This is a genomic window from Streptomyces sp. NPDC029674 (assembly GCF_044903205.1).
GTDB lineage: Bacteria > Actinomycetota > Actinomycetes > Streptomycetales > Streptomycetaceae > Streptomyces.
This window is the reverse complement of sequence record NZ_JBJDPY010000002.1, coordinates 699,663-720,090: the sequence shown is the minus strand read 5'-3', so window position 1 is coordinate 720,090 and position 20,428 is coordinate 699,663. Positions and strand designations below refer to the sequence as shown.

The 20,428-nt window shown below is 72.7% G+C and carries 21 protein-coding genes; 7 read left to right on the top strand and 14 right to left on the bottom strand.

Annotation, left to right across the window (positions count from 1 at the left end):
- Positions 1-130: 130 nt before the first annotated feature.
- Complete coding sequence (locus ACI2L3_RS07185) at positions 131-1,441, top strand: M28 family metallopeptidase (protein WP_404751289.1); 1,311 nt, start codon at positions 131-133, stop codon at positions 1,439-1,441.
- Positions 1,442-1,489: 48 nt separating this feature from the next.
- Here the strand turns inward: ACI2L3_RS07185 and msrB are convergent, their stop codons facing one another.
- From msrB to ACI2L3_RS07165, 4 genes are all read right to left on the bottom strand, one after another.
- Positions 1,490-1,897 (bottom strand): peptide-methionine (R)-S-oxide reductase MsrB, encoded by a 408-nt coding sequence (gene msrB, locus ACI2L3_RS07180; protein ID WP_398305808.1) that lies wholly within the window; start codon positions 1,895-1,897, stop codon positions 1,490-1,492.
- A gap of 19 nt (positions 1,898-1,916) precedes the next feature.
- Positions 1,917-3,320 (bottom strand): UDP-N-acetylmuramate--L-alanine ligase, encoded by a 1,404-nt coding sequence (gene murC, locus ACI2L3_RS07175; RefSeq protein WP_404751288.1) that lies wholly within the window; start codon positions 3,318-3,320, stop codon positions 1,917-1,919.
- A 105-nt stretch (positions 3,321-3,425) separates the two neighbouring features.
- The gene (locus tag ACI2L3_RS07170) at positions 3,426-3,908 is read right to left on the bottom strand and encodes an indole-3-glycerol phosphate synthase (protein ID WP_362991832.1); all 483 of its coding nucleotides are present in this window, start codon (positions 3,906-3,908) and stop codon (positions 3,426-3,428) included.
- A 136-nt stretch (positions 3,909-4,044) separates the two neighbouring features.
- Positions 4,045-4,821 carry a pyrimidine reductase family protein gene (locus ACI2L3_RS07165; protein ID WP_404751287.1) on the bottom strand — a complete coding sequence of 259 codons (777 nt, stop codon included), beginning with the start codon at positions 4,819-4,821 and terminating at the stop codon, positions 4,045-4,047.
- 36 nt (positions 4,822-4,857) lie between these two features.
- Here ACI2L3_RS07165 and zapE point away from each other — a divergent pair, with 36 nt between their 5' ends.
- The 3 genes from zapE (at position 4,858) to ACI2L3_RS07150 (ending at position 8,116) form a co-directional block, all read left to right on the top strand.
- Entirely contained in the window at positions 4,858-5,949 is a 1,092-nt protein-coding gene (zapE, locus tag ACI2L3_RS07160) for a cell division protein ZapE (RefSeq protein WP_404751286.1), read from the top strand.
- Between the two features lie 138 nt (positions 5,950-6,087).
- A complete protein-coding gene (locus ACI2L3_RS07155) occupies positions 6,088-7,449 on the top strand; it encodes a PhoX family protein (RefSeq protein WP_404751285.1) in 1,362 nt (453 codons plus the stop codon).
- 70 nt (positions 7,450-7,519) lie between these two features.
- The gene (locus ACI2L3_RS07150) at positions 7,520-8,116 is read left to right on the top strand and encodes a DinB family protein (RefSeq protein WP_404751284.1); all 597 of its coding nucleotides are present in this window, start codon (positions 7,520-7,522) and stop codon (positions 8,114-8,116) included.
- 24 nt (positions 8,117-8,140) lie between these two features.
- Here the strand turns inward: ACI2L3_RS07150 and ACI2L3_RS07145 are convergent, their stop codons facing one another.
- The 8 genes from ACI2L3_RS07145 to ACI2L3_RS07110 form a co-directional block, all read right to left on the bottom strand.
- A complete protein-coding gene (locus ACI2L3_RS07145) occupies positions 8,141-9,760 on the bottom strand; it encodes a VWA domain-containing protein (RefSeq protein ID WP_404751283.1) in 1,620 nt (539 codons plus the stop codon).
- Positions 9,753-10,970: an AAA family ATPase gene (locus ACI2L3_RS07140; RefSeq protein ID WP_404751282.1), complete on the bottom strand. Its 1,218-nt coding sequence runs from the start codon at positions 10,968-10,970 to the stop codon at positions 9,753-9,755. The genes ACI2L3_RS07145 and ACI2L3_RS07140 overlap by 8 nt, the downstream gene beginning before the upstream one ends.
- A gap of 25 nt (positions 10,971-10,995) precedes the next feature.
- Entirely contained in the window at positions 10,996-11,982 is a 987-nt protein-coding gene (gene sph / locus ACI2L3_RS07135; protein WP_404751281.1) for a sphingomyelin phosphodiesterase, read from the bottom strand.
- A 165-nt stretch (positions 11,983-12,147) separates the two neighbouring features.
- A complete protein-coding gene (locus tag ACI2L3_RS07130; RefSeq protein ID WP_404751280.1) occupies positions 12,148-13,200 on the bottom strand; it encodes a cytochrome P450 in 1,053 nt (350 codons plus the stop codon).
- 132 nt (positions 13,201-13,332) lie between these two features.
- Positions 13,333-13,413 carry a tryptorubin family RiPP precursor gene (locus ACI2L3_RS07125; RefSeq protein WP_223828759.1) on the bottom strand — a complete coding sequence of 27 codons (81 nt, stop codon included), beginning with the start codon at positions 13,411-13,413 and terminating at the stop codon, positions 13,333-13,335.
- 140 nt (positions 13,414-13,553) lie between these two features.
- Positions 13,554-14,132, bottom strand: coding sequence for a TetR/AcrR family transcriptional regulator (locus ACI2L3_RS07120; protein ID WP_404751279.1), 579 nt, complete (start codon positions 14,130-14,132; stop codon positions 13,554-13,556).
- A gap of 40 nt (positions 14,133-14,172) precedes the next feature.
- Complete coding sequence (locus tag ACI2L3_RS07115; protein ID WP_404751278.1) at positions 14,173-15,390, bottom strand: Cmx/CmrA family chloramphenicol efflux MFS transporter; 1,218 nt, start codon at positions 15,388-15,390, stop codon at positions 14,173-14,175.
- A 105-nt stretch (positions 15,391-15,495) separates the two neighbouring features.
- Positions 15,496-16,671, bottom strand: coding sequence for a methyltransferase (locus tag ACI2L3_RS07110; RefSeq protein ID WP_404751277.1), 1,176 nt, complete (start codon positions 16,669-16,671; stop codon positions 15,496-15,498).
- Positions 16,672-16,958: 287 nt separating this feature from the next.
- Here ACI2L3_RS07110 and ACI2L3_RS07105 point away from each other — a divergent pair, with 287 nt between their 5' ends.
- The 3 genes from ACI2L3_RS07105 to ACI2L3_RS07095 all read left to right on the top strand — a co-directional run bounded on the left by ACI2L3_RS07105 (position 16,959) and on the right by ACI2L3_RS07095 (position 18,799).
- Positions 16,959-17,651: an alpha/beta fold hydrolase gene (locus tag ACI2L3_RS07105; protein ID WP_404751346.1), complete on the top strand. Its 693-nt coding sequence runs from the start codon at positions 16,959-16,961 to the stop codon at positions 17,649-17,651.
- A gap of 70 nt (positions 17,652-17,721) precedes the next feature.
- Positions 17,722-18,579, top strand: a complete 858-nt coding sequence (locus tag ACI2L3_RS07100; protein ID WP_404751276.1) for a polysaccharide deacetylase family protein — start codon at positions 17,722-17,724, stop codon at positions 18,577-18,579.
- A 10-nt stretch (positions 18,580-18,589) separates the two neighbouring features.
- Entirely contained in the window at positions 18,590-18,799 is a 210-nt protein-coding gene (locus tag ACI2L3_RS07095; protein WP_404751275.1) for a hypothetical protein, read from the top strand.
- A 29-nt stretch (positions 18,800-18,828) separates the two neighbouring features.
- Here ACI2L3_RS07095 and ACI2L3_RS07090 read toward each other — a convergent pair whose 3' ends face one another.
- Positions 18,829-19,497 carry an ABC transporter gene (locus ACI2L3_RS07090; protein ID WP_404751274.1) on the bottom strand — a complete coding sequence of 223 codons (669 nt, stop codon included), beginning with the start codon at positions 19,495-19,497 and terminating at the stop codon, positions 18,829-18,831.
- The gene (locus tag ACI2L3_RS07085; RefSeq protein ID WP_404751273.1) at positions 19,497-20,399 is read right to left on the bottom strand and encodes an ATP-binding cassette domain-containing protein; all 903 of its coding nucleotides are present in this window, start codon (positions 20,397-20,399) and stop codon (positions 19,497-19,499) included. Before ACI2L3_RS07085 ends, ACI2L3_RS07090 begins: the two co-directional genes overlap by 1 nt.
- Between the last annotated feature and the right edge of the window lie 29 nt (positions 20,400-20,428).

The window sequence follows — 20,428 nt, the reverse complement described above, 5'->3', positions numbered from 1 at the left end:
GCTCTTGACGGTGGCCCGTCACACCTTCAACATCAGGCAACGCACAGCTCCAAAGGCGCCCCGCGGCACCCGCGTCGCGGGGCGCCTCGCACGTTCCGTCCCTCTCGCTGTTCGGAATACGGAGCCCCACATGAAACTCTTCAGACGTGCGGCCGTCGGTGCCGCCACCCTGGCCATCGGCGGCCTGCTCGCCACCGCCGCTCCCGCCGTCGCCGGGCCCGCCGCGCCCGCGCCCACGCTCGCGGCGCCCGACATACCGCTCGCCAACGTCAAGGCGCACCTCTCCCAGTTCCAGTCCATAGCCTCGGCCAACGGCGGCAACCGCGCCCACGGACGCCCCGGCTACAAGGCCTCCCTCGACTACGTGAAGGCGAAGCTGGACGCGGCCGGATTCACCACCCGCATCCAGCAGTTCACCGCCAGCGGCGGCACCGGCTACAACCTGATCGCCGACTGGCCGGGCGGCGACGCGAACCAGGTCCTGATGGCGGGCGCGCACCTCGACAGCGTCTCGTCGGGCCCCGGCATCAACGACAACGGCTCCGGCTCTGCCGGTGTCCTGGAGACCGCGCTCGCCGTGTCCCGCGCGCAGCTCAAGCCCACGAAGCACCTGCGGTTCGCCTGGTGGGGCGCCGAGGAACTCGGCCTGGTCGGCTCGCGCTACTACGTCAACAACCTGCCGGCCGCGGACCGTTCGAAGGTCAGCGGCTATCTGAACTTCGACATGATCGGCTCACCGAACCCGGGCTACTTCGTCTACGACGACGACCCCACGATCGAGAAGACGTTCAAGGACTTCTACGCGGGCCTGAACGTCCCCACGGAGATCGAGACGCAGGGCGACGGCCGCTCGGACCATGCCCCGTTCATGAACGTCGGCATCCCGGTCGGCGGCCTGTTCACCGGCGCCGAGCGCGCCAAGACCAGCGCGCAGGCGCAGAAGTGGGGCGGCACGGCCGGTCAGGCCTTCGACCGCTGCTACCACTCGTCCTGCGACACCACGTCGAACATCAACGACACCGCTCTGGACCGCAACAGCGACGCCATCGCCCACGCGGTCTGGACCCTCGGCGCGGGCACCACGGTCCCGCCCGGCGACGTCTACGAGAACACCACGGACGTCGCCGTCCCGGACAACGGCCCCGCGGTCACCTCCACGGTGGACGTGACCGGCCGCACCGGCAACGCCCCCGCGGCGCTCAAGGTCGACGTCGACATCCGGCACACCTGGCGCGGCGACGTCGTCGTGGACCTGCTCGCACCCGACGGCTCCGCGTACCGTCTGAAGAACTCCAGCGGCAACGACTCGGCGGACAACGTCATCGCGACGTACACGGTCGACGCGTCCAGCGAGCCGGCCAACGGCGCCTGGAAGCTGCGGGTGCAGGACGTCGCCTCCCAGGACACGGGGTACATCAACAGCTGGAAGCTGACGTTCTAGCTCCCGGCCGGGAAACGCTCGGCCGGGAACCTCTCAGCCGGGGAACGCTCAGCCCTCGTCCGGCGTCAGCCGCAGCGAGATGCTGTTGATGCAGTACCGCTGATCCGTCGGGGTGGGATACCCCTCCCCCTCGAAGACGTGCCCGAGGTGCGATCCGCAGCGCGCGCATCGCACCTCGGTGCGCACCATGCCGTGCGAGGTGTCCTGGACGAGCTCCACCGCGTCGGTGTCCTTGGGGTCGAAGAAGCTCGGCCAGCCGCAGTGCGACTCGAACTTCTCCGACGAGGTGAACAGCTCCGCGCCGCACGCGCGACAGGAGTACACGCCCTTCGTCTTGGTGTCCGTGTACTCACCGACGAAGGCGGGCTCGGTGCCGGCCTGGCGCAGGACCGCATACTCCGAGGGGGTCAGCTCCGCGCGCCACTGCTCGTCCGGCTTCTCGACGTCGTACGACATGACGTGAACCCCTTACTTCCTACTTCGACAGCTCGGCCAGGATCTGCGGGCCGAGGTCCGTGACGTCGCCCGCTCCCATGGTGAGAACGAGATCACCGGGCTTCGCCATTCCCGCGACCGCCCGCACGGCCTCCGCCTTGTCCGCCGCGGCCGTGACCTCGGCGCCCGCCTCGCGGGCGGCGTCGATGATCAGGGCGCTGGTGACGCCGGGGATGGGGTCCTCGCGGGCCGGGTAGATGTCGAGGACCACGGAGGAGTCGGCGAGCGCCAGGGCCTGGCCCATCTCGGTGCCCAGTTCCTGGGTGCGCGAGAAGAGGTGCGGCTGGAAGAGGACGAGGATGCGGGAGTCGCCCGCGGCGGAGCGCATCGCCTCCAGGTCGGCCGTCATCTCCGTGGGGTGGTGGGCGTAGGAGTCGATGACCTGGACGCCCGCCGCCTCGCCCTTGAGCTGGAGGCGGCGCTTGACGCCGGTGTACGACTTGAGCGCGCCGGCCAGGTTCCGGGACGGGATGCCGAGCGCGATGCCCGCCGCCAGCGCGGCGACCGCGTTGTTCGCGTAGTGGCGGCCGGGCACCGAGACCGTGAAGGTGAGCAGCTTGCCGTCCAGGAGGACGGTGACCTCGCTGGTCAGACCGCGCGCGGTGATCTTGTGGATGCGCAGGTCAGCACCCTCGGACTCGCCGTACGTGACGACCTTGAGCTCTCCGAGGTCCCGGACGCGCTTGGTCAGCTCGACGGCGCCCGCCTGGTCGGCCGAGATGACCAGCGTGCCGCCCGGGACGACCTTGCCGGCGAAGATCTCAAAGGATTCGTAGATCTCGTCCATCGAGGCGTAGTTGGCGTGGTGGTCCAGCTCCACGTTGAGGACGATGGCGACCTCGGGCGCGTACTTGTGGAAGCTGCGGTCGCTTTCATCGGCCTCGGCGACGAAGATGTCGCCCTCGCCGTGCAGCGCGTTCGACCCCGGCACGTCCAGGTCGCCGCCGATCGCGTACGACGGGGCGAGGCCGAGGGTGGCGAGGGTGACGGCCAGCATCGACGTCGTGGTCGTCTTGCCGTGCGTACCCGCGACCGCGATCGGGCGCCGGCCGTTCATCAGGGCGGCCAGGGCGTCCGAGCGGTGCACGACCGGGATGCCCAGCTCGGCCGCGCGGGCCAGCTCGGGGTTGTCCGCACGGATGGCGGAGGAGACGACGACGCACGTCGCGTCGGACGCGAGGTGCGCGGCGTCGTGCCCGATGTGGACCGTGGCGCCGAGCGCGCGCAGCGCCTCGGCGGTGGCGGACTCGCGGGCGTCGCTGCCCGCGACCTCGGCGCCGCGCTGGGCCAGGATCTTCGCGATGCCCGACATTCCGGCGCCGCCGATGCCGATGAAGTGCGGTCGGTCCATGTCGGCCATGGACTGGGGCAGGCCGGGTGCCATGCGTGTGTCTCCCCTGGTGTTACGACTGGTGGTACGACGACTGAGCAGGCCCCAGCCTATGGCCTGCCGCGGCCCACGACGCCCGAGGCACCCGGCTCCCGGCTGCTACGCCTCGTCCGCCAGGCTGTGCGAGAACAGCTTCAGGACCGGGACGCCGACCTTGTGGCGCGCCCGCGAGGCCCAGTCCCGGTGGAAGAACTCCTCCACGTAGTGCGGGTCGGTCAGGACGATCACCTCGTCGGCGTCGGCGTCCTCGACCAGGGTCTTGAGCGCGTCCAGCGGGTGGTCCTCGATGAGCCTCCCCTGGGCCGCGCAGCCCGCCGCGCGCAGTGCGGTCAGCGAGACCCGCAGCGCCTGCTCGCCGGGGCCCGTCGCCTCGTCGCCCTCCGGGGTCTCGCCCTCGCGCGCCGCCTCGTCCAGCTCGCCGAGTGCGACGTCGTCGATGGCCCGCAGCAGACGGTCCGCCTGATCGCCCCTCGGCTGGAGCAGCACGTGGAAGGCGACCGGCTCGTCCCCGTGCAAGGTGGTGACGAACTCCACGTCGGCGGAGGTCAGGGCCTTCTCGATCATCAATACGCTTGTGAACACGCCAGGCGCCCTTCTCATCCGTGGGCCCCGCGTCCTGAGGCCCTTGCGGAAACCATCCTGCCCCGTGGCCGCACGGGGTCTGCGAGATCTAGTGTGCCCAGCCGAAGCCAAACGGAACGGCTGATTCCGCCGATTGTCAGGTACGACGGTATCGGGTGAAGAGGAACCCGGCCTCCTCCAGTACGGACCCCAGTACGAATCGTTCCGGCACCGGCAGAGCGGACCCGCCGGCGATCCGCTGCGCGTCCCCCGCCGTGAGCATCGGCGACACGGTGAGGCAGAGCTCGTCCAGCGCCCCGGCGGCCACGAACTGCCCGAGAAGACGGGGCCCGCCCTCCGTGAGCAGCCGGGTCAGCCCGCGCTCGGCCAGGGCGGGCGCCACCCGCTCCGGCTCCACGGTCGCGCCCTCACCGGCGGTCACCACGACGGCGCCCGCCTTCTCCGCCGCGGCGATCCGGTCGGCGGGCGCGGAGGCCCCGGTCACCAGGAGCGTGGGCGTCACCGGTTCGGTGAAGAGCGGAAGCGAGAAGTCCAGGTCGAGACCGGCGCTGACGACCGCGATGGCGGGCGCCGCCGACTGCCCGGCCGCCGCCCGCTGCCGCTCGAAGACCGCACGTGCTTTCGCCGGGCGGTATCCCTCCTTGCGGACGGTCTCGGCGCCGACGACCACGGCATCGGCGAGGCTGCGCAGGGTGCCGAAGATCCGCATGTCGGTGTCGCCGGAGATGGGGTGGGCGCGGCCGTCGTGGTGGGCCGCGCCGTCGAGCGTGGACACCATGTTGGCCCGCAGCCAGGTCGTCTCCCCCTCGGGGTAGGCGTAGGCGTCGGCGAGCTCGTCGAGGCTCCACTCCCGGTCGGCCGTCTCGTCCGTCCGGTCTGCTGTCTGGTCGGTCACAGGGAACAGGCGTCGCATATCCGCAGTCTTGCACGCCCCTTAAGCTGGGGAACCGTGTCGTCCTCCTCCGCCGCCTCCGGGCACCGCCCCATAGCCGAAGTGGCTCCGCTGTCCCTGTGCGCCCGTGAGCCCCACGTCCCGGCCGACCGGCTGGTCGCCGAGATGGTGCCGCCGCCGCGCTTCGACTCGGTCCGCTTCGATACGTACATTCCGGACCCGAACCAGCCGAGCCAGACCGAGGCGGTCCGTGTCCTCAGCGGCTTCGCGGCGGGGCTCGGCGGGGCGCACGCCTCCGGAGCCGGCCGGAAGCGCTGGTTCCAGAAGAAGGCCGCAGCCCCCACGGGCCCGCGCGGCATCTACCTGGACGGTGGCTACGGCGTCGGCAAGACCCACCTCCTCGCCTCCCTCTGGCACGCGGCGCCCGCCGCGCCCGAGCAGAAGGCGTTCGGCACCTTCGTCGAGCTCACCAACCTGGTCGGCGCGCTCGGCTTCCAGCAGACCGTGCGCACCCTCAGCGGGCACCGGCTGCTCTGCATCGACGAGTTCGAGCTCGACGACCCGGGCGACACGGTCCTGGTCTCCTCGCTGCTCTCCAAGCTCGTCGAGCAGGGCGTGGCGCTCGCCGCGACCTCGAACACGCTGCCGGGCAAGCTCGGCGAGGGCCGGTTCGCGGCCACGGACTTCATGCGCGAGATCCAGGGCCTGTCGTCCCACTTCAAGGCGTTGCGGATCGACGGCGAGGACTACCGCCACCGCGGCTTGCCGGAGGCGCCCGCTCCGTACTCGGAGGAGCAGGTCACCAAGGCGGCGTACGCGACCGACGGCGCCTCGCTCGACGACTTCCCGCACCTCCTCGCCCACCTGGCCAAGGTCCACCCGAGCCGGTACGGCGCGCTGACCGACGGGCTCGCCGCCGTCTGCCTCACCGACGTGACGCCGGTGCCCGACCAGTCGACCGCGCTGCGCCTTGTGGTGCTCGCCGACCGGCTGTACGACCGAGAGGTACCGGTGCTCGCCTCCGGTGTGCCCTTCGACCGGCTCTTCAGTGAGGACATGCTGAACGGCGGATACCGGAAGAAGTACTTCCGGGCCATCTCGCGGCTCACGGCGCTCGCGCGGGACGCGAAGGGACTCGTGGGCGAGTAGCCCCGCTCCGGCGGGGACACGGGACGGCGCGCGAAGTCGGCACGCGAAACGGAAGCTACGCGTGTGGTTCCCGTGCACCAAGGCGCGTGGTACACACATCCGGTCATATTCCTGTCCGCCAGCAGGAGGTTGCCCAGCATGACTGCCACTCGACGTCAGGTTCTCGCCCGTACCGGTGCCGTGGGTGCCGGAATCGCCTTCACCGGCGCTCTCTCGGAACTCTTCGCGGGCACCGCCGCCGCGCACGGGAAGGCCGGATACGGCCCTCTCGTCCCCGACCCCAAGGGCCTGCTCGACCTGCCCAAGGGGTTCCGCTACAAGGTCCTCTCGCGCGAGGGCGAGCCCCTGCGGTCGGGTGAGGGCAAGGTGCCGGGCAACCACGACGGCATGGCCGCCTTCCGGGGCCGGAACGGCGGCGTCCATCTCGTGCGCAACCACGAGAACCGCGTCACCGGCAGGATCGCCGTGCCGACCGTCGGGGGCCTGACCTACGACCCGGCGGCCAAGGGCGGCTGTACGGCGATCGCGCTCGACCGGAGGGACGAGGTCCTCGACGAACGCGTCGCGATCGCCGGCACCGCCGTCAACTGCGCGGGCGGGCCCACGCCTTGGGGCACCTGGCTCACCTGCGAGGAGACCGAGGACAAGGCCGGGACGAACGGTTACACCAAGGACCACGGCTTCGTCTTCGAGGTCGACCCGGTGGACCCGCGCCGCACCGGCGCGGTGCCGCTGACCGCGATGGGCCGCTTCCAGCACGAGGCCGTCGCCGTCGACCCGAAGCGCGGCATCGTCTACGAGACCGAGGACGCCTTCGAGAAGCCCTTCGGCCTCTTCTACCGCTTCCTGCCCGAGAAGCCCCGGGGCGGCCGCGGTTCGCTGCGCGCGGGCGGCAAGCTGCAGGCCATGCGGGTGCCCGGGGTGCCCGACCTGTCCTCGATCCAGAAGACAGGCGCGAGCTTCGACGGCATCGAGTGGGTCGACGTCCCGGACCCGCTGGCGGCCCAGACCCCCATCAGGCACCAGGACTTCGGCAAGAAGGGCATCACGCACGCGCAGAAGCTGGAGGGCTGCTACTGGGGCGGCTCGTCCGTCTACTTCGTGTCGTCCTTCGCACGCAGCGGGGACGGCTCGGCGGGCGACCACTTCGGCCAGGTCTGGCGGTACGACCCGGCCGCCCGACGGCTCACCCTCGTCATCGTGTTCGGCCCGAGCACCGACATCCAGCTGCCGGGCGAGTCCCCCGACAACATCTGCCTCGCGCCCAGCGGCGGCCTGATGGTGTGCGAGGACGGCGACGGCGCCCAGCACGTGTACGGCGTCACCCGGCGCGGCGAGGTCTACGCGATGGCCCGCAACCGCCAGAACATCGGCACCCCCGAGAAGCCCGAGTGGGGCGAGTTCGCGGGCGCCGCCTTCTCCCCCGACCACGACACGATGTACCTGAACTGCTATACGCCCGGCACGACGTTCGCGGTGACGGGGCCCTGGCACAAGTAGCGTCCCAAGGTCCGCGCTGCCCGGCCCGCGGTGACAAATCACTGGCGGGCCGGGCTCCGCACGGACGAACATGACCCGCATGAGCGACCAGAGCGGCGAGAGCGACCTGAGCGGGCCACCCGCGCGGTGGACCCGGGCGACCACCTACCCCGACATGTGGGCCGACCCGGACGACGACCCCCGCGACAGCGAGGGCGGCAGCCCGGACGGCGAGCTGCCGACCCTGCTCGACTTCCTGACGGACTACCGCATGACCCTGCGCATGAAGTGCGAGGGCCTGGACCCGGAGCAGCTGGCCCGCCGGCCGGTGCCGCCCTCGACGATGTCGCTCCTCGGTCTGGTCCGGCACCTCGCCGAGGTGGAGCGGGACTGGCGCAACTGGATCGGCGACGGCGACCCGGTGCCCAAGCTGTACGGCGAGCGCGACGCGGACTTCGACGGAGCCGTCGCCGAACAGGCCGTGGTCGACGCCGCCTTCGCCGACCTGGAACGCGAACAGGCGGCCACCGACGCCGCACTCGCCGGCCACTGCGACTTGGGCGAGCGGCTGGGGAAGGACAGGACCTCGGTCCGGGAGCTGCTGGTGCACCGCATCGAGGAGTACGCCAGGCACTGCGGCCACGCCGACCTGCTGCGCGAGTGCGTCGACGGCAGGGTCGGCCAGTGACGGACGGCCAACGGCCGCGCCGGGTCAGATCAGGCGGAAGAGGTCGGCGGCGGCCCGGACGTCGGTGAAATCCTCGACGGAGCGCAGGTTGTCGCAGAGGGCGTCCAGGACCGAGCCCTCTTCGGCGGCGGGCGGGGCGCCGATGGCCACGCCGAAGACGCGGAAGCCCAGCCGGCGTTTGGCGTCGTTCCAGCCGCGCGTCCACTCCTCGGTCACGCCGCATTCGTCGTCGGTGAGCAGCACGATGTCGCCGCGCCTGCGGGCGGCGTCGTCGAACTCCTCCGCCAGCAGGTCGCCCGCCGCCGAGAGGGGTGTCTGGTAGCTGGTGCCGCCGCCGAGGAAGGTCTCCGCGAAGTCGAGCACCCGGGCGATGTCGGCGGGCCGGTCGGCCGGGAAGCGGAAGACCTGGATCTTGTCGGCGGCGGAGAAGAGGATGCCGACGAAGTCCCGCCGGGCGTGCCGGGCCTGGTCCAGCAGGGCGAGGGCGCACGCCTTGGCCCAGGCCTCCCGGGTGACTCCGCCGGGCCCTTCCATGTACATGGAGTGCGAGGTGTCGACGCACGCGACGACCGCGCCCCGGCCGGTGGCCTGCTCTCCCCGGCTGTCGTACAGCATCAGTTCCCCGGCGGCGTAGCGCGCGGCGAACACGGCGCGCAGTCCGGGCAGGCCGAGGTTGGCCAGCTCGGAGGGGACGACGCGGGAGAGGTCGTCGCCGAGCGTGACGCCGACGAGTTCGCCGGTGGCGTTCTCCACCTTGCGGGCGCGTTCGCCGTCGGCCATCTGCCGGAAGCGGCCGATGAGTTCGGCCCACCGGGCGAGTCGGCCGGCGCGCAGCCGCTCGGCGAGCCGGGCGCGTTCTTCGTAGGGCATCCGCTCCAGCTCGCCGGGGCCGATCCCCCATGCCCGCGTCAGCGTGGCCTCCTGTCGCGCCGCCCGTGCCGCTTTCGCCACCGCGTTCCGCGCGGCGGCACGGTTGCCGGGGGCCGCCGCGGCGAGGGCCTGCGCGGCGCCCCGGGCGGCCCGCCGGGCGTCGGCCTCCGCGCTCTCGGCGGCCGCGATCGCCTGTTGTACGGCGTCGACGGCCGGGGTGGGCACGGTGCCGTCCTCCGCGGCCTGTCCGGCGGCCTGCCGGAGTGCTTCGGCGGTGGCGGTCGCCGCGGCTTCGGCGGCCTGCCGAGCACTGTTCGCCTGTTCGGCCTGGCGCAGGGCGTCCCGGGAGCGCTCGAGGATCTGGCGCAGCGCGGTGGCCTGGGCGAGTACGGCCACGGCGGCGGCGTAGGGGTCGCCGGCCGTCTCGCGGCGCAGGCCGGCGAAGTCGGGTGAGTCCACCAGCGCGGTGATGATCTGGTGGTGGACCAGCCGGCAGGGGTCCATCTCCGCGGGCTCGCGCAGTCGCGGGGCGGCTTTGTAGGCGGCGAGGAACGCGTCGGCCAGCAGGTCGGCGGTGTGGCCGTGGCGCTGGTGCAACTCGTCGGCCAGCTCGCGCAGTCCGGCCGACTGCTCGTAGGTGTCGCGCCAGGTGATCCGGTCGAACCGGTCCGCGACCACGGCCGTGGTGTGCCGCTCGGGAACGGCGGCGGCCGGGCCCGGCCACGTCCCGGCACGGCTCGCGAGCTCGTCGAGCGTGCCCGGTGTCTCACTCACTCCCCGGCTCCCCCGGCCCGCCGAGCTGGTCCCGCACCGTGCTCGCGTCCAGTCCCAGGGCCTCGGTGAGGACACGTGCGCGGACGGCCCGCTGGCGTCCCGTGACCCGTTCGACGGTGGCGGTGGAGCGGCCCGCGGCGGCCGCCTCCGCGCGCAGCCGCTCCAGCCGCTTGCCCGCCAGGGCGAGCTTGCCGTGGGCCTTCGTGATGACCCACTCGCTCAGCGCCTCGCGGGACTGCCCGGCCATGGCGTCGAGCTGGGTCTCCAGCTCGTCGATGGTGTCGGCCAGGTCGAGCGCCTCCTTGGCGTCGGGGTTGACCAGGTGCAGCACCTCACGCTCGACGGTCGGGCGCTGGGCGGGCGAGTCCCACAGCACATGGGTCAGCACCGACAGGTCGGTCTCGGCGACCGCCGGGCGCCCTGCCAGGTACGCGGACGCCTGGAGCAGGCCCACCGCCTGCCGCCAGCGCCGGTCGGAGGCGATGAGTTCCTTGCGGCGCAGGGCGGCCCGGAGCGTGCACACCGCGTCCACGATCCCGTCGGGGACCTCCACGGCCGGGACGGCCTCGGTCACGGCGTGCCGCAGATCGGCCAGCTCGACCGTGGTCCGCGCCGCCGCCCGCGGGCGGCGGACGGCGGAGCGGACCAGCGCGGCGAAGTTCGCCGGGTCCTCCAGATATCCGACTTCGAGGCGGACGAGGAGCCGGTCGTAGATCGCGGCCGTACCGTCCCCTTCGGGCAGTTCATTGCTCGCCGTGATGGCCCCGATGAGGGGGCAGCGGATGGGCTCGCCGCCGCTCTCGGGGTGGTAGATCCGCTCGTTGAGGTAGCCCAGCGTCTCGTTCAGCGCCGCCGTGGAGCACTTGAAGATCTCGTCGATGAACGCGATGTGCGCGGTCGTGGCGCGGCCGTCGTAGACCTGGCGGTACTCGCCCCTGGCCAGCGCGGCGACGTCGACAGGGCCGAACATCCTGGTGGGCGCGGTGAACTTGGAGAGGAGTATCTCCCAGTAGGACGCGCCCACGACCCTGCCCGTGAGCTCCCGGGCCAGCTCGGACTTGGCTGTTCCCGGTGGGCCGAGCAGCAGCGAGTGCTGACCGGCCAGCAGCGTCGCCAGCAGGGTCCGCACCACGTCGTCCCGCTCGTAGAAGCGGTCCGACAGTTCGTCGCCGATCGCCCGCAGTGTCGCGGCGGTGTCCTCCGCGCCCATCCAGGTCGCGCCTCCCCTAGTACCCCTAGTAGGCCGTTACGGGGTAGTGGTCCGACAGGTTCGTGTACGTGTACTCCTTGCCCCAGCTGGAGACCGTCCAGGGCGCGCTCTGCTCCTTGATCACGTTGTTGTGCCAGGTGGCGGGCCGGGCGTGGCCCTTGCGGTGGAGGATGTGGTCGAGATCCTCGCGCGGGTCGTCAGGGTAACGCTCGGCGGCGATGGAGTTGTCCCGGGTGTCGAAGGAGTACGGGTGGCCGGTGCGGGTGTCGGCGGCGGCGAGGCCGCCGTCGGCGAGCATCGAGGCGTACTCGGAGCTGCGCGAGTCCACGTTGAAGTCGCCCGCCACGATGACCTGTTCGGCGGCGGGGATGTTCTTGGCGTCCAGGAAGGCGTCCATCTCCTTGAACTGCTTAGCGCGGGTGGCCGCGGCCTCGCCGCTGCCGCAGCCGGGGTCGGTGGACTGGGCGTGCGTGCCGACGACGTGCGTCCTCGTGCCGTTCACGTCGAGGACGGCGTACACGAAGCCCTTGTTGGAGTAGGCGTCGGAGCCGCACGCGTCCTTGTAGACGTACTGCTCCTTGCGCACGACCGGCCACTTGCTCAGCACCGTCACGCCGCCGTCCTCCGGCGTCACCGAGGAGTACGCGCCGCCGGTGGCGTCCCAGCCGTCCTTGCCGCGGCCCATCACCGGTGTCTGGTGCGGGTATTGGGCCGCCGCGTTCGCCTTCAGCGCGTCGGACGAGGAGTTGTCGAAGGCCTCCTGGAGCACGACGACGTCCTGGCCCCGGAAGAAGCCGGCGGCCGGGATCGCCTTGGCGCGGTGGTCCTGGCCCCAGTTCGGGTAGAGCGACTTGCTGAACAGGAAGGCGTTGTACGTGAGCACCTTGAGCGAGGGAGGAGCGGCGGAGGCGTCGGCGGCCGTCGCGGACGGCGCGACGGCGCCGAGCGTGGCGGCGGCGAACACGGAGGTGATCGCGGCGGCGCGGGTCCTGCGCAGCGCTGTGTGCGACACGGTGACTCCTGTGGGTGTGGGGGTGGTTGCCGCGGTGACGGCTGATACGGATGCCGCCCTTGTTCGGGCGCTCGAACATCCAAGCAGCTGGGATTACTTCTGGGGATACGTCGCGTGAACAACTGGCCCCGCCACAGCGCCGGTTGGCCCCCTCGGAGCCTCCGGCTACCGCCCGCCACGGACGATCCGCACCTTGTCGACGCCGAGCAGGCCCGCGAGCGGGACCTTCGCGGTGGTCTGGCGGGCGTCGACCGTCACGTCGTCGGCGCGCAGGATGTCGAGCAGCATTCCGGCCAGCGGCATCACCATGTGCCGGCCCCAGCAGCGTTCCGAGGCGTGGCCGAAGGGGAGGTAGCCGGGGTGGTCGTCGGGGTCGAGGGCGGCCCAGCGGCCGGGGCGGAACGTGTCGGGGTCGTCCCAGAGCTCCGGGTCGCGGTGGCTGAGCAGCGGCAGGAGCAGGATGTCGTCGCCGGCGCCGATGCGGTCGTCGAGGGCGGGGTACTCGGGGGACGCGTTCCGCAGGATGTTCCAGGACGGCGGCAGCAGCCGCATGGACTCGTACAGGATGTGCTCGTTCGGCGTCCCGTCGTCGAAGGGCGCCCCGAGCCAGTACGCGTTGGCGACGAGCGTGGAGACGGTGAAGCAGACGGGGGCGGCGGCACGCCGGTACAGGCCCATGGCGTAGCGGCGGTCGCTGTAGGTGGCGGCGTCCGCCGTCAGGCCCGCGATGCTCGTGACGGGGGCGCCGGGGCGGAGCCTGCCGGGCAGGGCGGCGCCGGTGGCGATGACCGTCCAGGTCAGTTTGGGCGTCAGCTCCAGGGTGCGGTCCATGAGGATGCGCAGCCGGTACGGGTCGGCGCCGAGGATCAGGTCGCGCAGGTGGACGTGGCCGACGTGCGGCCACTCCCCGGTGAGGTCGAGGCCGCCCGGCACGGGCTTCTTGAGCGCCGCCCGCACGTCGCGGCCGATGGCCCGCATGACGGTGGACGCCTCGGTGCGCGGGATGGAGCGTCCGTGCAGCGGCTTGAAGGTGGGGCGTTCGCGTTCGGTAGCGGGGCGCGCGGCGAGGATCTGGTCGGTGAGGGCGGGCCCGGCGACGCCGACGGTGTCGGCGTCCAGGCGGAACACGTCCTGGCCGCGGTGGTCGCGCAGCAGGGCGTGGAGTCGCGGCGTGAAGACGGTGGTCCGCGCGAGCCGGTCGGTACCGGATATGGACATCGGGCCTCTCCAGGAGCGGGAGGCCCGCGCCCGGCGGCCTGTTGGGGGTGGCACACCGGGCGCGGGTCTCAACGGCGCATTACGTCCCTACGGGATACGTATCCGCGCGGGATGCGCGGTGACCGGCTCGGCCTAGTACCAGTGGTACCAGGCGTAGGCCTTGAGGCTCTTCTCGCCGGTGATCTTCTTCTTGAGGGAGCGGACAACCTTCATGTGCGTACCTCCGGTCGACGGTTCCGTGGGTCCATGCGGGGCACGGACCTGAGAAGGAGCGTCGCCGCAGGCGATCAATGTCCGATAAACGGCCGCGCGTCACGCGTCAGCGGTACGTCAGCGCGGCGCGGGCCGCGGGCTCACAGGTCGGCGAGCGCCCCGTCCACCGTGGCGAGCAGGATGTCGCGGTCCTCCTGTACGCGGCCGAGGACCCGCAGGCCGTAGTACGTGCTCTGCACCCGGCGGGCCACCGTCCGCGCGTCTCCCGTGGAGCGGATCTCGCCCGCGCGCCGCCCCTCCTCCACGACCGCGCACAGCTCGTCCTCGACCCGGTCGAAGCTGCGCCGCACCGCTTCCCTGACCTCGGGGTCGAGCGCGGCGGCCTCGATGGCCGCGTTGATCGCGAAGCAGCCGCGCGCACCCGTCTCTTCGAGGTCCGCGTCGACGGCGTGGATCATCATGGCGCGCAGCCGCTCCTTCGCGGGACCGTCCCCGCGCAGGATCTCGACCTGCTCGGCGGTGGCGGTGTCGTGGTAGCGCTGGAGGGCGCGGAGATAGAGCTGCCGCTTGCCGCCGAAGGTGTTGTAGAGGCTGGAAGGGCCGAGGCCCGTGCTGTCGCACAGGTCGCGCGTCGAGGTGCCCTCGTACCCGTGGCGCCAGAACGTCTCCATGGCGGCGGTGACGACGCGGTCCTCGTTGAACTCCCGGGGTCTGGCCATGGGCCTACGGTAACCGTTTTGGAACGCTCATACAAAATGGTCACACCTCCGCCTTCGCCGTGTCGTGTGCGGTCACGGTCGTACGCTGCCCGGCCAGTGGCGGCCGGGTCCGTCCGGCCCGTTGCAGCCGCGCCGCCCACAGCACGGCCACCGCCCCCGCGGCGGCCAGCGCGGCGCCGACCCACGCCACCGAGGCATAGCCGTGCCCGGCTCCGATGGCCAGGCCGCCGAGGAGCGGGGCGACGGTGTTGCCGACGTTGAACGCGGCCGTGTTGACCGCGCCGGCCAGCGTCGGCGCACCCGGCGCGAGGCTGAACACCCGGGACTGCAGGGCGGGGTTGGTGACGTAGCCGGCGAGGCCGAGCAGGAAGACGAGGACGATCACCACGGCCGTCACGTGCGCCGCCGACGCGAGCAGCGCGGAGAGGACGGCGAGCGCGCCGAGCCCCAGGCCGAGCGTGCCGAGCGGACGCGTCTGGCCGGTGCGCCCGCCGATCACGATGCCCGCCATCCCGCCGACGCCGAACAGCGCGAGGACCGCGGGCACCCACCCTTCGGAGACCCCGCTCACCTCGGTGAGCAGCGCCCCCAGATAGCTGAAGGTGACGATGACCGCGCCGAAGGTGAAGGCGGTGACGGCGTACGAGAGCCACAGCTGCGGGCGTGCCATGGCCCGCAGTTCGGCCCGGACGGAGGGGCGGGCCTCCTCGCCGCGGCCGCCGGGGACGGCGAGCAGCGTGCCGGCCAGGCTCACCACGGTGGCGGCGGCGACGGCCCAGAACGCGGCGCGCCAGCCGGAGAACTGACTGAGCACCGTGCCCGCGGGGACGCCGACAATGGTGGCGAGCGTGAGCCCGCCCGCGACCACGGCGACCGCCCGCGCCTTGGCGTCCGCCGGTACGAGCGCCACCGCCGCGGCCACGGCGACGCCCCAGTATCCGGCGTAGGCGAGGGCGCTGATCACGCGCGTCACGAACAGGACGGTGTAGCCGGGCGCGAGGGCGCCGACGACGTGGGCGACGACGAAGGCCGCCTGCAGCGACACGAGCGCCGTGCGGCGGGGCCAGCTCAGGGTCGCGACGGCGAGCAGCGGCGCGCCGACGACCATGCCGACCGCGAAGGCCGAGATGAGCAGCCCGGCGTCGGGGACGGAGACGCCCAAGTCGTCGGCCATGCCCGGCAGCAGGCCGGACAGCATGAACTCCGAGGTTCCCTGGGTGAAGATGCCGAACCCGATGACGTACACCGCAAGCGGCATGGCGGCGACCCCCTTTTGGAGCAAGCGCTTCAGAACTGACGAAGAGGAACGCTAACACGGTTCTGAATCGGTCACTTCAAAACGGTCCGGCCGCGATCCGGCCGGTCAGGCGGGCGTCAGCCGCCACAGTGACGTGACCTCGGCCGCGCGGGCGGCGTGCAGGGGGTCGGTGGCGTCCGCGGCGCGCGGATGGCGCGGCGCGATGTCGTGGCGGTCCACCACCCGCAGCCCCGCCGCGTCGAAGGCCGCCAACAGCTCGTCCCGCGACCGGAGTCCGAGGTGCTCGGCCAGGTCGGAGAGGATGAGCCAGCCCTCCCCCGCGGGTTCCAGATGCCCGGTGAGCCCGTCCAGGAAGCCGTGCAGCATCGAGCCGCCCGGGTCGTACACGCCCTGCTCGACGGCGGAGGTCGGCCGGGCGGGCAGCCACGGCGGGTTGCACACGACGAGCGCGGCGCGGCCCGCCGGGAAGAGCCCCGTCTCGACGACCTCGACCCACCCTTCGAGCCCGAGCCGTTCGACGTTGTCCCGTGCGCAGGCGACGGCGCGCGGGTTGATGTCGGTGGCCACCACCCGGTCGACGCCCCGGCGGGCGAGGACGGCCGCGAGCACGCCGGTTCCGGTGCCGATGTCGAACGCCGTACGCCGCGGGGGCGCGCCCCCCACCGCCGCGCCGGGCAGCGGCACTTGGCCGACCAGGTCGACGTACTCGCCCCTGACCGGCGAGAACACGCCGTAGTGCGGGTGGATCCGGGCGTCGAGAGCAGGCACGTGCACGCCCTTGGACCGCCACTCGTGGGCGCCGATCACGCCGAGGAGTTCGCGCAGGGAGACCACCACCGGCCCGTCGGGCGGCCCGTACGCCTCGTGGCAGGCGGCGCGGACGTCGGGCGCCCGGCGCAGGGCGAGGCCGTAGTCGTCCTCCAACCGCACCAGCAGCATGCCGAGCACGCGGGCGCGGTGGCCGCGGGCGCGGCGGTGCAGGTGGAAGGAGTCGGCGACGGTGGCGCCGGGTGCGGGGGTCTTGCCCGGCGCGGATCTCTTGCCCGGTGCGGACGCCTTCCGGTCCACCCGGCGGCCGAGGGCGCTCAGGAGCTGCCGGGCGCCGTGGAAGTCGCCTCGCCACAGCAGCGCGGTGCCCTCGCAGACGAGCCGGTAGGCGTCGGCGGCCTTCGTCCGGTCGTCGGCGACGACGACGCGGCGGGGCGCGGCGGCACCGCTCTCGGAGTGCCACCGCGCGCTGTCGGTCTCGGTCTCGTTCTCGGTCCACTCGATGCGGGACATCAAGGACTCCTCGTGGTCGCGGGGCGCTGGGGCACGAAGAGCGCTGCGACGCGGGAGACCCCGGGGCCCACCGCACGTACCGACGTACCGGATGTATGGGACGCCCTGGAAGTGCTGGACGTACCGGAGACGAGGATATGCGGAACCCCCGCGTCACCGCGCGCGAGCGGGAGTCGGCCGGGGGCCGCCCCTCTGTCGCGTGCGTCACAAGATCTGGCGGAGGATCCGGCGGGATGCGGAAGATCCAGACGTACCGCCCTGCCCTCGTACCGAAAGGCATCCTCACGATGAAGCTGCACACCCACGAGTGGGGCACCGGCGACCGCGTGGCCCTCCTGGTCCACGGGATCATGTCGGACCACCGGACCTGGCGCCGCGTGGGTCCCGCTCTCGCCGACCGGGGCTACCGCGTGATCGGCGTCGATCTGCGCGGGCACGGCGCGAGCGGGCGTGGCGCGTACGGCGCGGAGGTCTTCGCGGACGACCTCGTCGACACGCTGCCGGCCGGCGCGGAGCTCGCGCTCGGGCACTCGCTCGGCGCTCTCGCGCTCGCCCTCGCGGTCGAGCGGCTCGCGCCGGCGCGGGCCGTCTACTCCGACCCGGCGTGGGCGCTCGGCACCGAGGGCGCGGTCGATCCCGCGACGTTCGTGGAGTTCCAGCGGATACCGCGCGAGGTCATAGCGAAGTTCAACCCGCGCTGGGAGGCGGCCGACGTGGACATCGAAGTCGCCACGCTGGCCGTCTGGGACCCGGACACCGCGCTGTCGCTGTCCGGCGCGGGTGCGGTCGACCGCACCCCGGCGGCGCCGGTCGTGCCCTCGCTCGTGCAGGTCGCCGACCCCAGCATCGTCGTCCGGGACCCGCTCAAGGAGGAGCTGGCGCGGCGGGGATTCGAGGTGCGGACGGTTCGGGGGGCCGGGCACACGATCCACCGGGACGACTTCGACGGGTTCATGGCGTCGCTGGAGGGCTGGGTCTGAGGGCCTCACTCCAGTAGGCGACGCGTCCGATTTACCCGATTTACCGACTATCCACCTATATTGTCAGCGGGTGATCACTCTCGTACGGAGATGCGCCGCGCTCTGCGCCCTCGGCACCCTGACCGCCGTCCTCGCCGGATGCGCCGGCGACACCGCCGCACCCGGTCACCCGGGGCACCCCACCCGGCCCCCGGTGACCGCCCCGCCCACCCTCGCGCCGGGGCCCTCCGGCCTCACCCCCGTGTTCACCAACGGGTCCCGGACGCGCGGCCGGACCGTCGCCCTCACCTTCGACGCCGACATGACGGCGAACCAGGGGCCGCGCGCGGCGGCCGGTGAGCGGTTCGACAATCCGGAGCTGGTCGCCACGTTGCGGCGGCTGAAGGTGCCCGCGACGTTCTTCATGACGGGGCGGTGGGCCGAGGAGTACCCGGACCAGGCCAAGGACATCGGGCGCGACCCGCTCTTCGAGGTCGCCAACCACTCGTACAGCCACCACGCCTTCACCGGCAGCTGCTACGGCCTGCCCGCCGTGCCCGCGGCCCGCATGCGCGCCGACATGGAACGCGCCTTCGCCGCCTTCCGCGCGGCGGGCGTCGAGCGCCCGGTGCCGTACTTCCGTTTCCCTGGCGGGTGTTACGACCGGCGGGCCCTGCGCGCGCTCGCGCCGGGCGGCGTCACCGCGGTGCAGTGGGACGTGGTCAGCGGCGACGCCTTCGCGACGGACGCCTCGGCGGTGGCCCGGCAGGTGGTGGACGGGGTGCGGCCCGGCTCGGTCGTCGTCATGCACTGCACGCGCAGCGCGGCGCCCGCGACGGAGCGCGCCCTGCGCACGATCGTCCCGAAGCTGCGGGAGCGGGGCTTCCGGTTCGTCCGGGTGTCGGAGCAGATCGGGACGGCGGCGGGGGCGGCGGGGGCCCGGGGCTAGGGTGATCCGTATGGCGACGGATGAGGACTGCGAGGACTACCGCGAGTCGGCCGGTGCGGGGCGCTCCGCGCCGGAGACGGCACACTCGGTACCGGCCGAACCGGTCGCCGAATGCGTCCTGTGCCGCGAGCTCACGGAGTACCCGGAATCCCACAGGGGCAGCACGCTGTGCCCGGCGTGCGAGTGGCTGGAGGCGCAGCGGTCGGCGTGCTCGGGGTGAGGTTCGACCCACCCGTCCCTTACCCCTCCTCACCCCCGCCGCGAACAGAGCGCACAAGCCACCCACACCGCCCCCGCGGCGACAGCGATCGCCCCCGCCGAGGCGCCCACCATCACCGGTACGGTGCCCTCCCGCGACCCCGTGGTCAGGTCGGTGAGGGCCGACTTCGCGGGGGAGCCCGTGGTGACGAGCAGGAGCAGCGCGCCGAGCAGCATCGTGGGGACGGCCCGGCCCGCGGAGCGCAGTAGCGGCCAGTTGGCGAGCGCCCCGAGCGCCGTGCCGAGCAGCGCGGTGATCAGCATCGCGACCAGGCCCGCCGCCCCCGCGGCGATCCGCGGCACCGGCACCCGCGCGTTGGTGCTCACCGCGTCGCTGATGGCTGTCACGACGAGGGTCGCCGCCCCGCCCAGCGCGGCCGCCGCGAGGAACGCGGCGAGCAGCGAGGCGAGGTGGGCCCGCCCGGGCCCCGCGGCGGCGGCCGCGCAACTCCGTGCGGCGGGCGGCTCGTTGGTCACGCAGATCCGTACCAGCCAGGCCGACACCGGGAGCAGCGCCCCGGCCGCGTACGCCAGCGAGTCCAGGATCGGCTGGCCGCCCTGCACGCCGATGCCGAGGAACACGGCGTAGAGGATCACGGGCGGCAGCCAGCGCTGGGAGCGGACGAGCAGGGCGGTCTGGTAGCGCAGCAGAGCGGACATCACAGCTCCTCACCACACACTTCGTGCTTGCGCTCTTCCCCGGTCGTGGCGCTCACCCTCACCACGTGCCACGGCGGCCGTGCCGTCAGGAGTTCCCGCAGGACCCGGTCGGAGTGGGGCCGCGGGACCGTGAGGTGTGCGGTGCCGTCGGAGGTCCGGGGGGCTGTCTCCACCGCCGTCTCCGTCACGGAGGGCGGGAGCTCCGCGCCCTGGGGGCCCTGCGCCTCGATGAGGACCGTCGGGAGCTGCCGCCGCTCCCCTGAAGTGTCGTGTGCCGTACGGCGGTTCAGGGTGGAGCCGGTCACCGCGTACGTCTCGTCGGCGAGGCCCAGCAGCCGGCGCGGGTCGTGGTCGACGAAGACCACGGAGCCGCCCGCCGCCGTACGGGCGGCCACCGCGCGGTCGAGTGTGGCGCGGGCGGGCGCGTCCAGGCCCGTCCACGCCTCGTCGAGGATCAGCAGGTCGGGCTCGGCCAGCAGCGCCTGCGCCACGGCGACCTTCTGGCTGCTGCCCTTGGAGAGCTCCGACAGCGGCGTCCGCGCGTACCCGGCGGCGCCGAACCGCTCGAGCCACTCCGTCGCGCGCCGCCGTGCCGTACCGCGCGTGAGACCGTGCACGCGGCCCAGGTGCGTGAGGTAGCCGACGGCCGTGAACGGCAGGGCGGCCGGGAACCGTTCGGGGACGAACGCCGTGCGCGGACGACCGGTGACCCGCCCCTCGGAGGGCGCGTCGATACCGGCGAGCAGCCTCAACAGGGTCGACTTTCCCGTGCCGTTGGCGCCTTCTACGCGCACCAGCGAGCCTGTCCGTATGCCCAGGTCGACATCGCGCAGCACCCACGCGCCGCCCATGCCGTAGCGGCGGCCCACCCCGTCGAGCCGCACCGCGAGATCACGTTCCATGAGGTCATCCTCGCGCACGCGCACCGGCG